A 13624-nucleotide genomic window follows, 5' to 3' on the forward strand; every position below is an offset into this window, starting at 1 on the left:
AACTTATGTTAAGCTTTTCACTTACAGATCAATCTTTCAGGATGGAGATCGGCGTAATAGAAACACCCGAACTAAGTTTTCCGGTAAGTATGTAATATCCGCGGGCAAGACTTTCGGTTGAAACATTCACGGAATGGGTGTTTTCAGCATGTTGTACCAAAAGCACTTTTCCATTGAGATCGCATAATTGAAGGTCAATTTCTGCATAATTATTTGCCAGGTCAACCACGAAATAATCGTTGGCCGGATTCGGATAAATACTGATTTCAAGAACATTTTCGGATAGTGACAAGTCTGAGCAGGCATCCACCAGGATCTGGTCTGTGAACGGACAGCCTTGCATATCCTCTCCGCTGATGTATACGTTAAACATCCCGTTTGTAGTAATCGTATTAGCAGGAACAAACAACGGGTTGCTGGTGTAATCTGTTCCCAAAAGATTCCAAGTTATATTCTGGAATTGATTCGAATCAGCATACAATTGTAGCGGATAACCGCACAAAAGGTCCATTGAAGCAGGGAAGTTAGGAACAAATGGCTCTTCTGTCAATTTGATGACCTCAAATTCCTGTGTAGCGAAGCATCCCTGGGAATCACGCGTAGTCAGATAACCGGTTACCGTATCGTTCACCGTCAAACTAGCTGTTGCTACATACAATGATTGATTGACGGCGGTTACACCATTGAAATTCCATTCGTAGTTGGTAATGTTCGGATCTGAAAAATAAAGATTTGTACCCGGCTGACATTCAAGTAAAAACAACGAATCAATATCGGGATAATAAGTTTGGTAAACCACGTAATTAAAGGAATCGAGTAATTGATACTGCGGATCAAACAATTCGAGGGTGAATCCGTTGTTTGGATTTGGTGCAGTAACCACGATGAAGTTGTCCTCTATCGGGAAGTATCCCATGTTGGAAATTCCGTTCGTGTGCATAGTATAAGCTAAAGAATCCTCTTGGCTGACATAGTTCAAATAAAATATGCTATCCGAAGAGCAAATCCCGAAGATATCCTGGCTGGTCAAACAATGATTGGTCGACAGCTTCAATACAAAACAGCTGTCATAAGAAATGACCTCACCATTGAAAGGCAGAACAATCGTGTCGGGAATGTTCCAGTCAAAATTCCTGTTGGAAACGTAAATAGTATTGTTATTCGCATTCACTGTAGGGTTCAAATTATCGAACCGCAGCCCGAAGTTAATACCATTCACAAGTGAACAATCGGTGTTAACAACAGCAATACCCAAACCGGATTTGCCGGAAGAAACGGAATTCCTTAAGCTTTGATAATTATTCGGACGCTTCAGCTTTAAACCGTCATGACTGATTCCTGATAACAGGAATTGATTATTCTTCCAGTATGCGATCTTTCCTTTTCGCAAGTTGGTTTCTGTTAAAGACAACAGGTTAAACTGGTCGTCTGTTTTTACCAGGAAGCTATTAAAAGGGTTACTTCCCAACGTGATTGGAGTACTCAGGATTTGATATTCATGGTATTGATACCAGAATTCATTTAGCAAAAAGTAGCGGTTGTTTGCCGTATCCACTGCAAAATCGTGGATTAAAGACACACTGCTTAAGGAGGTATAAGCCAGTTGGGTTTGATTGGAAAAACCGGAGCTCAATGAAAGGTTTGCTCCGAATAAATACGTTCCGGTGGCATTAGTTGGCATGGTCACAGTTCCAATCATTGTGGGCATATTGTTCGTAGTTACATTGGCCATATAAGCAAAAGAGTCCGGACCGGTTTGCTTTAGAAAAGAACGGTTACCTGGAGCATCCGGAAGAATAGCTTGAAAACTTTGCACAAAAGAAAACCCGGGATTCGGAGAATATGTGATATTATAAACATAAACTCCTAAACGGGTACTGTAAATTAATTTGGAATTGTCAATGATTATTTCATCGACTGCTACATTGTTAATAGTTGGAGGGCTGCCAACAGGGTTGCCGTTCGAGTCAAAGACATATATTCCTGCAAAGACATCTGTTACTCGTGCAAAATAACCATTTCCTAAACTGTCCATTGCTCCTGCTGTAAATCGGTTAATAGCATTAGACGTAGTATATGGATAGACTTTCTGCCACAGTAGTGTTCCGTTTGAACTGATTTTGCGAACAACTGCTGTGGAGTATATTCCAAAGACAATCTCTTCATAACCATATTCGTACAAGTTGTCGTCTTTATCCACCAGGGAACCAACAACAATCATTCGTTTGAATTCATCGTCTAAGCAATGAACAATGGAAGTATTGCTGGCAACAGGGTCCAGGAAAGTATGTGTTTGAGTAATCGTATCTGCGCACCCATAGCTGCTTTGGTTGATCAGGGTAATTTCTTCTTCACCAGATTGGTAAGAACCTAAAATCGGAGCTGTTGCTGTGAGCTGGCTGGAAAAACCATTGCCTATGGTGCTTGACCAGGTTTGGGCCGCATTGATCTGGTCATTGACGATTTCTACGGTGTCGTTGATCTGAGTTCCGAAAGAAGTGTGGAACATGGCATGAGGATTTTGTACTGTAAAACTCACCAGTTCATACGTTTGAGACGGGCAACCGTTGTAGGCTACTTCTACTGCAATTTTATTGATATATTCCGGATGTGTGTACTGGAAATTGATACCATACGAATAATTGTAGACTTCCGCTCCGTAATCGGGGTAAAACACCGTGTTGTTTGGTAGCTGAAAAGTGGAAGTACCAACCGTGGAAACAGTTGAAGGACTGATTGTAGTAGTTGTTGGGAAAGCTGATCCCGGAATGTAATTGTTGTTTTTGATGCTATAGGTAATACCCGGCTCGCTGGTTGTCAATTGGAATTGAATGCTGTCGGTCGGGAAACAGTAGGTTGGCTGTGAAGTAATGACACTGAATGCATTCGCCATTTGTGCCTGTACCGCTACAGGGTAAGTAAAAACAGCAACTTGCGTATCGCAGGCATTGTGTTGTTTGTATTCAATGAACACCGTATCAGCGGCCGTTAAGTTGGGCAGGGAGATATAGTAAACATCGTTTTGCTGGACCTGGGTTATCAGGTTATGAAGAACGGTGGTGGTGGTTCTGATCGTTATCGTATCAACCGTGAATGGAGTTGTATTGTGGAAATATCCGCTTGCATCTGTTCCGTAACAAACAGAAGCTGGAAGGTTGAAATTGAAAAGAGGAGTAAGGAATGTATTGTAATTCGTGAAGGAAGATTTGGTGATACTGTCCCGGATTCCCTGGTAACTCGTGACCAAACTAATGGTGTGAGAACCGGGTATAGATGAAAAAGCATAATTCAAAGTGTCATCCGTTCCAATCAGGGTTGAATCATAGTACCATTTGTAGGAGTCCGAATTGGAATTGATTGCAATGGCTGTGAATGGTTCGCCCTCGCATCCGGTGGATTGAGAAAGTTGGAACGTTGCCGGCACATAATAATTGGATGTAAAGGGCAAACTGCGGTAACCCAATGCACCGTCAGGTCCTACGGCATAACCAACTGAATTCAGGAATACCATTTCATTCACAGTTTCAGGAGAAACGTCACTTAAATTGTGAATGGAATCTTTCGAAACCAGGATGTTATTGGATGAAGCAGAAAGAACAGCAAATTTAGTACCTGCGGTAATCAGGTTTCCATCTGGCAGAAAATCAGTAGTAGTCACTGCAAAAGGAACGATGTAACTGTTCAGAGTTGTACCGGTACCGGTTTTTTTATCGATTTTGCAGTGATAACCCAGTGCACCCATGGATCCCATGTTTGTTGTTTCGATCAGGAATCCGTTTTCGTAATTAATATCGAAAATTTCTCCGGTTACAGTAGCTGAAGTGTAAGTCAGTCCGTTATCGAATGAAGTCAGTTTTTTATTCAAACCACCGATAGTCCATTGGTTTAATGCTGGGTTGTAGCATACCGTATGAAGGTCTGTAGTTGTTCCTGAGGGAATATTGGCCCAACTCACACCGTCATTGGTCGACCGGTAAATCTTTCCCCAGGTTCCCACTGCAACCAATGTGCTCCCGTTCCGGGCAACGTCCGTTAATTCAAATCCAATGACTCCCAGGTCAACAGTCGTCCAGTTTGCTCCGCCGTCATAGGTGTACATGATGCCTCCGTTCGAAGGATTGTATAACCGGCCCACTGAAAGAATGTGGTTATTATCATAGACAATTACCGAATTGTGACTGAAGTAGGAATTTGTATTGTTGGTAATCTGTGTCCAGGAAGTGGGGTTTCCCGTGTTTTTGAAAAGATTGAAAGCTCCTGCTACACAAAAAGTATTGGTGGGATCTTTGGCAATGCAATTGATGTTTAAGTGTTGAGTGAAAAGCGTGTGATGATTCCACTGGGAATAACTATTTCCTATTAAAAATACGACAAGAACAACGCTAAGAAACTTCATGAACTTTTGACTTTGGTGATTGAGACTTCAAAGATAGCACTTAATTTATAAATCAAAGCATTTGATTTCCTGGTAAAATCTAGTTAAACGATTGCCTGAATTCCAAAGGAGAAAGTTTGGTCTTGGTCTTAAAGAGTTTGCTGAATGACTGCGAATGCTCAAAACCCAGTTCGTAAGCAATTTCACTGATGGAAAGATTCGTTGTGGAGAGTTTTTCTTTTGCTTTTTCGATCAGTTTTTCGTGGATGTGCTGCTGGGTGTTTTGCCCGGTGTGAACACGAAGCAAACTCCCAAGGTAACTTGGTGAAAGATTTAGTTTTTGAGCAATGTATTGTACGGTCGGTAAACCGGTAGATGCCAGATCGGGGTCATTGAAATAACCGGTCAGCAGTTTCTCGAGTTGTTCCAATACCTGGTGATTCGCTTTTTCGCGTGTAATGAACTGGCGATTGTAATAACGCTCGCAATAGCTCAACAAATTTTCCAGGTGTGTGATGATAATTTGTTTGCTGAACTTGTCGATGTTGGAATGGTATTCCTGTTGGATGTGTTGAATGATCCCATTTAAAGTACCTTCTTCTCTTTCCGAAAGGAATAAAGCTTCGCGGACCGAGTAACCGAAGAATTCGTAGTTTTTAATGGATTTGGACAGGGAAGTGTTCCAAATAAAATCAGGGTGGATGAGCAGGATCCAGCCCGAGGCTTGTTCGGGAACTTCGTTTTCGGGAATCTCCAGTTTCAGCACCTGGTTGGGAGCCATAAAGAAGAGTATGCCTTCATCTTCGAAATCATAATGCAGTTGTCCGTATTTGTACTTCACTCCTTTTATCCGTTTCATTGCAATGAAATAGAAATCAAAAACGGCATACATGGGATTAAGCTCGGGCATTTCCGTGAAATCGTCCATACTGATGACACTGATCAGTGGATGCTCGGGTTTGGGCAAGCCCCTGTGCCGGTGAAACTCACTGATTGATCTGATCCGTTGGGGGGTTGAATTCGCCATATCCAATAATACTATTTTTGATTGTAAACTGCCGCAAATTCTTTGGCGAAATCAGCCAATTTTACCTTTCCCATTTTGGGATTGTTCCGGTGAAAGTTTTGAAGCGGTTTCCCGCTGTGCATCACGGATTGCATTTCCACCATCGTTTCTGCCAGTTCCTGTGGCATTTTGGCCATTTTCAATCCCTGCAGCATTTGTTTGTCTGAAATGCGTACCCATCTCAACCAGGGTTTCCCAATCGCCGTACCAATTATTTTGGCGGCTTCGTTGCAGGTCAGTTCTTCACTCCCCACATAACGTATTTTCAACTGTTCGACAGGCAGTTCGATCAATTCTTCCGCCACTGCAGTCGCAATGTCTTTCGGTGAAACGAATACAATTTTATCTTCTCCACCGTAATTCCCCATCAATAAACCAGTTCTGCCTTTAAACAACGCCATCAACCCTGAATAGCGGAGTGTCAAATACTTTCCGATGAATCCTTTTCCTTTGATCAGGTCCATGGAAAAATAGAAATTGGTGTAAAACGCTCCCGGGCGCATAATGGTGATGGACGCGTCGAGTTGCTCTATAAATAGGTGCTCGATATTTTCACCCTTGATCAGGTCGGCAGACCAGCCACTTAGTATTACCACCCGTTTGATGCCTGCCTGTTTGATCGCTTGCACATAGTTGTTCGCTGTGTTGTGCATGTAGTTTTGAAAGTTGGTTTCAGATAGATTCATCGGGATCATGCAATAAACGGCTTCTGCGCCGGTAAAGGTTTTTGTAAGAAAAGAACGATCCTCCAGCTTCCCGATAGCAGCGGTTGCTCCGAGTGCATGGATGTCTTTTTCTTTTTGAGAGTTACTGCTGATCACAGTTACCGAATGTCCTTTTGCAATCAATTCCTGTGCAAGAGGTTTGCTGATATTGCCCAATGAGCCTGTTAGAACAATGTTCATACTGAAAGTTTTTGATAGTGCAAAAGTGCAATGCCATCAAAAAACGGATGTAGCCGAAATGGCGGTTGTTGTAGTTGAAATGAAGGATTATTTAACCTCTTCCAACTGCTTCAAATGCTGTTCCACCTGGAATTTATTGAAATTATCCCACCTTGGAACCGTATTCGGTTTGTCACCCAGCATGTTGTCGATGCAGGTATTGTTGTCCTTGTATTTCTCGTGCAATACTTCAATGATCCGGAAGAAAAATTCGTCCAGCTTCGTAATTGAATCAAATGCTGTTTGCTGTGCCGAAAGATTTAATACTTCCAAGACTTCCTGCTTTTCCTCCGAAGTGATTTCTGTTTGATAACCGTATTTGAGGGATTTGAACACCAGGTTGTTCCAGACCACGCTGTCGTGGCACCACGGCACATCCGGAACGTTCAGGGAATGCTCGCAGATGGTAATAATGGCATGAAGCAGTTCGGGTAAATAGCTGGCCGGGAATTCGTCGAAACTTCGAAACTCGAAACCGCTTTGGTACATTTTTTCCTGGTTGAAATCCAAACCGATGTCTGTGAGTAATTCATAGCCAAAGTCTGATTCAACCCGATCGCGCCACCAAATGTTTTCTTCTTTCTGAAATTTTAGGAGTTTCCGGAATTCTTCTACCTGGTAAGTCAGGATTTTTCCTTTGGCCATTGTTTTGTTGAAGGTTCCTACACCGGTGTAGCGCGACATGGCATTGCGCATGGAACCACCGGCGAATTGGTGGTTTAACCCGTGTTTCTTGCTGATGACCTGCATGATGTCCGGACTGCCCAGCGTTGCTATAAAAAGCGGTTCGAACCACTGAAGCAGGTAAATCGCATTGGCGTGTTTCGCTTCGAAATCAATGTAATCTATAATACGGCTGTTTTCTGTGAGGGTGGGTAAAGTAATGTGGAAATGGTAAGTCCCGTTATTGAACAGGACGATGTTTTCCTGGTTTGACATGAACATGTTGAGCCCGATGTTGTAATCCGGGAAACTTAATGTTCCGTTCAGGACACCTGATTCGTTCAACTTATCAATAAACAGTTTTTTGGTTGCCGCCAGCTCATCGCAAGCATCGGAAATAGTCCTGTTCTCAAAGTATTTGGTGACAAATTCGATCGAATCGCCGTCAAAATTCACCGATCCCATCGGATTGGTCTTCTGCGTAAACATGCTCCAAATATTGTAAGGCTGTGTTTCCAGGAAATTCTCCAAAATAGACTTTCCAAGATATTCCGGATTATCCGCCGCCGGATTGGTCGAAGCGATCGTTTTATGCTGGTAGTTTAAATCAATTTTATCCAGCGAATGGCTATTGATCATTCGGCTTACCCGGTAATTGTGGTCTTTGGTCAATCCGTTTTCCAGCACTGATGCCAGTATTCCTGATTTATAGCATTTTCTATAATCGATGCTGTAGCGCTCACAACCAATTTTTTCTTGTATGAATCCACCGGAAACAATCATTGATTCTTCGAATTGCAGGTAGGTTTCGTTTTCTAATCCAATTCCCCAATAGTATTTTTGTTTCCGATTTGTGTTCATTTAGTTTTTGTCTTTTATGAGAGTCAGGTGGTTTTCTCTACCTCTGATTCGCAGTTTTAATGGCATCTGCGGGATTAACATTCTTATGCATCAAACAAGACCGCCCGTTCCGAAACTTCGGGGAGTAGGCTCGCTTTTATCTGTGCAACTTGTCCCGGCCATTCGGGATCAGCGTACTTAATAATCTAATCGTGGTAAAAGAACACATGGGAAGAGTACCGCTCATGGTTCCACCAGTCTTTTCGTGCTTTCGAGAAATAGTTGTAATTCAATTTTCCAGCTTGCGACTGCAAAGGATAGATCACTACTCCGTCTTCCCGGTATGCTTTTTTAGCAGCAGTTTCCGGAACAATGGGAGCGATGTGCCCCGAAAGTCCTTTGATTTTCCGCTTGGCGCAAATGATCCCAACTCCGCCTTCTTCGTTTACTTTCCGTTGGATCTCATCCAGGTCCGTCATTTGTTTCCAGCCGAAACTTGGTCCCCATTCCGACAGCCAGTCGTGGATGGCGCTGGAGTAGATGCGTGCAACCGTTTGATCGAAAACCGGGATGACCTCTTCTCCGGCCAGTACTTTTTCGAGCGATTCGGCCGTCCACCAGACGGTAGGCAAATACACCTGTGCGAAATAGCAAAAATCATAGGCGTACACGTTGCAATAAGTGTCATCAACAGTACGCTGATAGCGCAGGTTGTGTTTCACATCCAGTTTTTCGATCAGTTTTTCGATGCTTGTCCGCTTGGTTTCCGCGTTGGTCAGATCGCGGTATGGAATATCCTGATCGCTGAGCGGATGCGGTTTTTCCTCCATAGAATCCAGCCGCGATTTCGGGCTCGGCAATAAATGGGCAGGTTTTATTCGCATATCCGGAGTTGGATTGTCGACCGGCGTTTTCACAGTTGTTGCTATCGTTTCTTCTTTCATTTCGGCCGTTTTGTGATGAAGGGCAATGAAAGGTAAAGGTAATTAATTCTGGTTCGGAATGACAAAAAGTGGTGTTTCTAAAGCTGCTTTTCCCAACTCACAGCTACTTTTCCTTGTGTACGCATGGCTTCGATGTAAGCGATTGCCTGCGGAAGTTCCCGGTAGGGAAACACTTTTTCTATTCGGGAGCTAATCTTTTTATCCTGCACCAGGGCGGCAAGGATTTCCAGGTCTTTTGAATGCGCTTCGGCAGTGAACTGGATCAGGGGGAATTTGCTGAACATTTTTTTCAGAAGCACTGACATCATGTGCCCCATGGTGGTGAAACCAACCATGACCCCGCGCCGGCCCATGCGTTTGTAATCGGCGAAGGATAAGTTTCCGTTGGTGTCTACTACCAAATCGTATTTTTCGGAATGCTTGTGAATATTTTCCTGATCGTAGGCAATGACCTGATCGGCGCCCAATGATTTGGCAAAGTCACTATTTTTAGCCGAGCACACAGCAGTTACATGTGCACCGTACGCTTTGGCGATCTGAACGGCAAAATGTCCCACACCTCCGGATGCGCCATTAATCAGTACGGTTTCTCCCTTTCTCAATTTTCCGTGAGTGGTAAGGGCCTGCAAGGCGGTCAGCCCTGCAATTGGAATGCATGCCATTTCCCGGAAAGTTGTTCCCTCCGGCATTTTGGCACAAATGGTTTCATCCGCGCTGACATATTCGGCAAATGCGCCGCCCGACAGGGATTCTCCGAATACGTTATCGCCGACCTTAAACTGGGTTACCCGGCTTCCGGTTTTTTCTACGATCCCGGCAAAATCCGTTCCTGGGATGAGGTCTTTGGGTTTGAACAATCCGAAGGATAAGCGTGCAAAGTAGGGTTTTCCCCGTAAAATATGCCAGTCGGCCGGATTGGCTGAATTAGCCATGACCCGCACCAATACCTGATTTTCCTTTAGAGCAGGCAGTTCGACCTCTTTCAATTGAAGAACCTCCGGTCCTCCGTATTTGGTTTTTGTATACCCTTTCATAGTCATTTCTGATTCGTTAATCGTGATACGGTTTCTGCAATCGCGAAACCCGGAAACGAAATTAGTGGATTGCGTCCGTGGATGCTTTTGGGTTGTGATGAAAGAATGGATACGGGTGCCGGGTGGTTGTTAGATGGTTTTAAGAGTATTTATTTCATCTGCCAATAAAGGAATATTGTTCTGAATAATTCCCCATATCATTTCCGGTTCAATAGAATCATAAGCATGTGAAAATAATATTTCGCAGTCCGATAATGTTCTTCGCAGATGTAATTTTAATCGTCGGATCAATCTCAAGGATCTTTCGGATTGCTTCCCCGATAATTTCTAAATCCCGCTCAATAGCTCTCTGTAGGATAATATCAGATTTAAAAGAATTGAAATTATTATTGGTTTTGGTTTTTATCGTTTCAATTTCCTGAATGACACTTTGAATATCGAGGATATATTTTAAAACTTTAGGCTGCATATAAGTCTACCTTAGAGCGATCAATTTCTTCAATCAAGACAGGATTTTTGAGTGATTTTTTGGAAACAAGATCCACTTTTTTGCCTATCAAATTTTCCAGTTTTTCTAAAAAGGAAAAGTAATTGTCAGCATAATCAAGTACATCAATTTCATCAGAGAATTGCACTAAGAAGTCAATGTCGCTGTTTTCATGCATAGAATCTTTCGCAGCCGAACCAAATAAAGCAATAGACTTTACCCGGTGCACTTTGCAAAGAGAAATTATTTCATTCAGTCTGTCTTCTATCAACTTGATCATCGCAATTCAAAGATAGTTCTTTTTTTGATAGCCTTTTTCGGTGAAGATTAAGGAATTGGCTGAAAGGATTTTTATGCTGTTGATCGTGATTTGGGAATGGTTTTCTTAAGTTTGTCTCTCATGTTAGTGAACAGCACAACCATTCTCTTTTCGATACTTATCCTTTTGGGGACCATAATGGCAATCTTGATTTACAGAAGGAAAAATAAGTCGCGAGCGCTTTCGATACAATTTGTGCAAATAAACAAAACGGAAGAATACCTGATTTTGGGCGGAAAAGAGCATGTGCTTTTTAGCGACATCTTAAATTTGCGGCCAACTTCCCAATTTTATACTTCATGGAATGAATATGGGTTAGATCATCAGAAATATGGTTTGGTGTATTCCAAAGATAGCATGAAGCAGGTCGTTAGCCTGATCGTCTATGATAATGAACCTGAATCTGTGGCAAAGCTTGACGAATTGAAGGCAATAGTAGCGGGGTTGAGATACGCCCGGATTTCGAAGGTAAAGGCTAAATAACGGTTTGCCATGTATACCTGATCTAAATCGGATAACCATTCGTTTATATCAAAAAGGATTCTATTTACTTAGAATAGTGAATCGGTTCCACAAACTACCAGGTTTCTTTCAGCCACTCATTGTATCTGGTTTGAAATGCCTCCGGTTTCTTTTGAATGCTCCACAGGAAACTTTCTATATCTGTACTAATCGGAGGAATGCATTGTTGCACCCCGACAACCCGGGCAATGGGAATTGGTTTTATTTCGATAAAACTCTGTCCACAATGATTTGATTTCCCCATCATCAATTCCATTGGTCAAATATTCCATTTCTACTCCAGGCTTAATTCCCTTTTTATAGCATTCAATTCCATAGTTTTTGGTTGAATCAATTAAGGCTTGCAGATTCTCATGAAGTTCTGATTTATAGGCGTCAGTTAATTCAATGAATTTTGACATCATTTCGAACCGTTCTTCCTTTGACAATCTGGGAATGAATAGATGCGTGTCGTAGTTTTTTTCATGGGCAATAATGGCCTGCTTGATATCTCTTTCTTCCTCGTCAGTTAAACCGGATTCATATTCCGATTTGCATTCCGAAACCAGGGAGTAATCGAAAATATGAACACCAATGACCTTTAAATCCTCTTTCCTTAAATAAAAAGTTTCATTCATTGAAGCGAAAGGATAAGCAAACGCAGAAATTAAGAATTCGATGTCTGTGTTGTATTCCATTTACAAGATCAGGTTAGGTTCATTCTTTCTGCCCATTTAAGCTCTTGTGGCAATTCCATCGTTGAAAATTCAATATGTATTACCCGCCTTTTTTGGTTATTGGTCGTTCTGCCGGAGCTATGAAGTATTAGTGGTTTCATCAACATCACTCCGCCTTGTTCAACACAACAGGTTGTTTCTGTTTCCTTGCTCCAATCAATTGTTTCGGGTCTGTAAATTTGCTTTAAATGGGATTTCGGAACAACTCTCAACGCGCCGTTATGTTCGTCCGTATTATCCAGATGGATCCGGATGGTTGTAATGTTTTCCAAAAATGCTATCGGAGGTTGAACGGCAAATTGGTTTTGTTTCGTTGTCCAGGGACCAAAGTTTTTGAGCTCAAGTTTTTGGTCCACGGAAATGGTCAAATCCTGGTGGTAGGCAACATACCAGTTGGAAGTTTCCGGTTTGTCGAAATAGATACTCTTAACAACAAAGCAGTTATCACCCATAACCTCTTTGATCAGGGTTCTCAACTTGTCTGTAAAAACCAGGTCAATTACAGATGGAATTTCCTTTAGAAATTGCCGAATGGCAAACAGGTCGTTTGTTTTTCTGAAAGTATCCCTGGAGGTGTCAGCCTGATCGATGGCAGTCAGAATACGTTTTATTTCGTTGGTAGAATAGATGTTGTTCACAATGGAGAAACCATTTTCGAGAAGTTCTTGTTTGTTTGTTGTAATCTTTTGCATAGGGGATGCTATTAAAACACTGTTATTGTTCTGTAAATCAACATAAGCTTAAAACACCATTTCCGACAAACGTTGATAGTCCTTCCCAAAAAACGCCTCAAAAATTTCCAGGTTCTCAAAAGACCTGAAACCGGCAAGGCCCGTGCCGTGAGGACTAACGGATTCTTCCGTAAACAACAGTCCGCAGTGCAATTCGATATACGGTTGCGATTCGGAATGATTCAATTCGATCAGATCCTTTATCCGCCAATCGGCATTCGGATTTTGGTTCTCACTGAGAATATTGTTTGATCCGCTTATTTCGGTTTCTAGGATAATAGAGATTTCGCTTTTCAGTCCAAGCGGGAATTCGATCGTTTCTCCTGTTTCAAGCTGAATGAATAATTCGCCCCGGTCCAGGCCACCAAACTCCTGGGTGATTCGTTCGAAGAGATGGGTGATGCGGTTATCGATGAGATGATGGGGTGTCATTGTCTTAACTATTGTATTTATCGTGAATACCAATAGCATAAAATACGGATTCTATGTGCTTTTCAGTTAGTCGATCCAGATTCACCTTCGACAAGTTATCCAAAATGAAATGGATATTCGTTGCAGTAAAAAGTTCCGTATTTGTTTCCGAATAGATTTCCTGAATATCCAAAATGATCTCTACATCGGACAAACTCATTTCGTTTGAGCTTGCTCTATCCAGGTTGTTGTAGATATAAACCGTGTATTTATCGAAATTAGACTCCAGGTCCAATTTGGTGATGTCCTCCCCTCCGGAAAGGTTGATCCCGATTGCCTGGAAGGTATTTCTTAATCCCCGGAATTTTCGGAGAATTCCTAAGAATCCCCAAAACAAGCCGGTCAGCAAATTCAGTAGGGCATATAAAACACCTACTAAATACGGCGATATCTTTTTTTGAAAACGGAAAGTCTTTGAATTGTAATAGTAATAAAACAACCCAAAGTTTATAGAAATTTTGTAGTACCTGCTGACGTGTTTGTTGGTTTCGATTTGATTCATGAGGTCCTTA

At 42.2% G+C, this 13624-nt stretch carries 13 protein-coding genes; 1 reads left to right on the top strand and 12 read right to left on the bottom strand.

The features are described 5' to 3' along the window. Nucleotides 1-28: 28 nt before the first annotated feature. The 8 genes from FO442_RS05550 to FO442_RS05585 all read right to left on the bottom strand — a co-directional run bounded on the left by FO442_RS05550 (nucleotide 29) and on the right by FO442_RS05585 (nucleotide 10633). Nucleotides 29-4396 carry a T9SS type A sorting domain-containing protein gene (locus tag FO442_RS05550; protein ID WP_144332161.1) on the bottom strand — a complete coding sequence of 1456 codons (4368 nt, stop codon included), beginning with the start codon at nucleotides 4394-4396 and terminating at the stop codon, nucleotides 29-31. Between the two features lie 79 nt (nucleotides 4397-4475). Then, on the bottom strand, nucleotides 4476-5402 hold the full coding sequence (locus tag FO442_RS05555; RefSeq protein WP_144332162.1) for a helix-turn-helix domain-containing protein: 927 nt from the start codon (nucleotides 5400-5402) through the stop codon (nucleotides 4476-4478). A gap of 11 nt (nucleotides 5403-5413) precedes the next feature. Then, nucleotides 5414-6346 carry an SDR family oxidoreductase gene (locus FO442_RS05560; protein WP_144332163.1) on the bottom strand — a complete coding sequence of 311 codons (933 nt, stop codon included), beginning with the start codon at nucleotides 6344-6346 and terminating at the stop codon, nucleotides 5414-5416. Between the two features lie 87 nt (nucleotides 6347-6433). Next, entirely contained in the window at nucleotides 6434-7909 is a 1476-nt protein-coding gene (locus FO442_RS05565; RefSeq protein ID WP_144332164.1) for a hypothetical protein, read from the bottom strand. A gap of 185 nt (nucleotides 7910-8094) precedes the next feature. Beyond that, a complete protein-coding gene (locus FO442_RS05570; RefSeq protein ID WP_144332165.1) occupies nucleotides 8095-8832 on the bottom strand; it encodes a hypothetical protein in 738 nt (245 codons plus the stop codon). A 77-nt stretch (nucleotides 8833-8909) separates the two neighbouring features. After that, nucleotides 8910-9866 carry an NAD(P)-dependent alcohol dehydrogenase gene (locus FO442_RS05575; protein WP_144332166.1) on the bottom strand — a complete coding sequence of 319 codons (957 nt, stop codon included), beginning with the start codon at nucleotides 9864-9866 and terminating at the stop codon, nucleotides 8910-8912. Between the two features lie 217 nt (nucleotides 9867-10083). Continuing rightward, entirely contained in the window at nucleotides 10084-10335 is a 252-nt protein-coding gene (locus FO442_RS19030; RefSeq protein ID WP_222101974.1) for a HepT-like ribonuclease domain-containing protein, read from the bottom strand. Next, nucleotides 10325-10633 (bottom strand): nucleotidyltransferase family protein, encoded by a 309-nt coding sequence (locus FO442_RS05585; RefSeq protein WP_144332167.1) that lies wholly within the window; start codon nucleotides 10631-10633, stop codon nucleotides 10325-10327. Before FO442_RS05585 ends, FO442_RS19030 begins: the two co-directional genes overlap by 11 nt. A 234-nt stretch (nucleotides 10634-10867) precedes the next feature. Here FO442_RS05585 and FO442_RS05590 point away from each other — a divergent pair, with 234 nt between their 5' ends. Continuing rightward, on the top strand, nucleotides 10868-11155 hold the full coding sequence (locus FO442_RS05590) for a hypothetical protein (RefSeq protein WP_144332168.1): 288 nt from the start codon (nucleotides 10868-10870) through the stop codon (nucleotides 11153-11155). A 185-nt stretch (nucleotides 11156-11340) separates the two neighbouring features. Here the strand turns inward: FO442_RS05590 and FO442_RS05595 are convergent, their stop codons facing one another. Genes FO442_RS05595 through FO442_RS05610 form a run of 4 tightly spaced genes read right to left on the bottom strand, consistent with a single transcriptional unit; the run spans nucleotide 11341 to nucleotide 13614 of the window. Beyond that, complete coding sequence (locus FO442_RS05595) at nucleotides 11341-11871, bottom strand: hypothetical protein (protein ID WP_144332169.1); 531 nt, start codon at nucleotides 11869-11871, stop codon at nucleotides 11341-11343. An 8-nt stretch (nucleotides 11872-11879) separates the two neighbouring features. Continuing rightward, the gene (locus FO442_RS05600) at nucleotides 11880-12602 is read right to left on the bottom strand and encodes a phytanoyl-CoA dioxygenase family protein (RefSeq protein ID WP_144332170.1); all 723 of its coding nucleotides are present in this window, start codon (nucleotides 12600-12602) and stop codon (nucleotides 11880-11882) included. Nucleotides 12603-12650: 48 nt separating this feature from the next. Continuing rightward, nucleotides 12651-13073, bottom strand: coding sequence for a hypothetical protein (locus FO442_RS05605; protein ID WP_144332171.1), 423 nt, complete (start codon nucleotides 13071-13073; stop codon nucleotides 12651-12653). A 4-nt stretch (nucleotides 13074-13077) separates the two neighbouring features. Next, entirely contained in the window at nucleotides 13078-13614 is a 537-nt protein-coding gene (locus FO442_RS05610) for a hypothetical protein (RefSeq protein WP_144332172.1), read from the bottom strand. Nucleotides 13615-13624 lie beyond the last annotated feature (10 nt).

Origin of the sequence: Fluviicola chungangensis (assembly GCF_007558725.1) — a bacterium.
Taxonomy (GTDB): domain Bacteria; phylum Bacteroidota; class Bacteroidia; order Flavobacteriales_D; family Crocinitomicaceae; genus Fluviicola; species Fluviicola chungangensis.

Coding starts and splice junctions, on each gene's coding strand:
- FO442_RS05600 (WP_144332170.1), bottom strand. CDS start 12,602: ATGCAAAAGATTACAACAAACAAACAAGAACTTCTCGAAAATGGTTTC.
- FO442_RS05585 (WP_144332167.1), bottom strand. CDS start 10,633: ATGATCAAGTTGATAGAAGACAGACTGAATGAAATAATTTCTCTTTGC.
- FO442_RS05595 (WP_144332169.1), bottom strand. CDS start 11,871: ATGGAATACAACACAGACATCGAATTCTTAATTTCTGCGTTTGCTTAT.
- FO442_RS05575 (WP_144332166.1), bottom strand. CDS start 9,866: ATGAAAGGGTATACAAAAACCAAATACGGAGGACCGGAGGTTCTTCAA.
- FO442_RS05610 (WP_144332172.1), bottom strand. CDS start 13,614: ATGAATCAAATCGAAACCAACAAACACGTCAGCAGGTACTACAAAATT.
- FO442_RS05570 (WP_144332165.1), bottom strand. CDS start 8,832: ATGAAAGAAGAAACGATAGCAACAACTGTGAAAACGCCGGTCGACAAT.
- FO442_RS05550 (WP_144332161.1), bottom strand. CDS start 4,396: ATGAAGTTTCTTAGCGTTGTTCTTGTCGTATTTTTAATAGGAAATAGT.
- FO442_RS05560 (WP_144332163.1), bottom strand. CDS start 6,346: ATGAACATTGTTCTAACAGGCTCATTGGGCAATATCAGCAAACCTCTT.
- FO442_RS19030 (WP_222101974.1), bottom strand. CDS start 10,335: ATGCAGCCTAAAGTTTTAAAATATATCCTCGATATTCAAAGTGTCATT.
- FO442_RS05565 (WP_144332164.1), bottom strand. CDS start 7,909: ATGAACACAAATCGGAAACAAAAATACTATTGGGGAATTGGATTAGAA.
- FO442_RS05555 (WP_144332162.1), bottom strand. CDS start 5,402: ATGGCGAATTCAACCCCCCAACGGATCAGATCAATCAGTGAGTTTCAC.
- FO442_RS05605 (WP_144332171.1), bottom strand. CDS start 13,073: ATGACACCCCATCATCTCATCGATAACCGCATCACCCATCTCTTCGAA.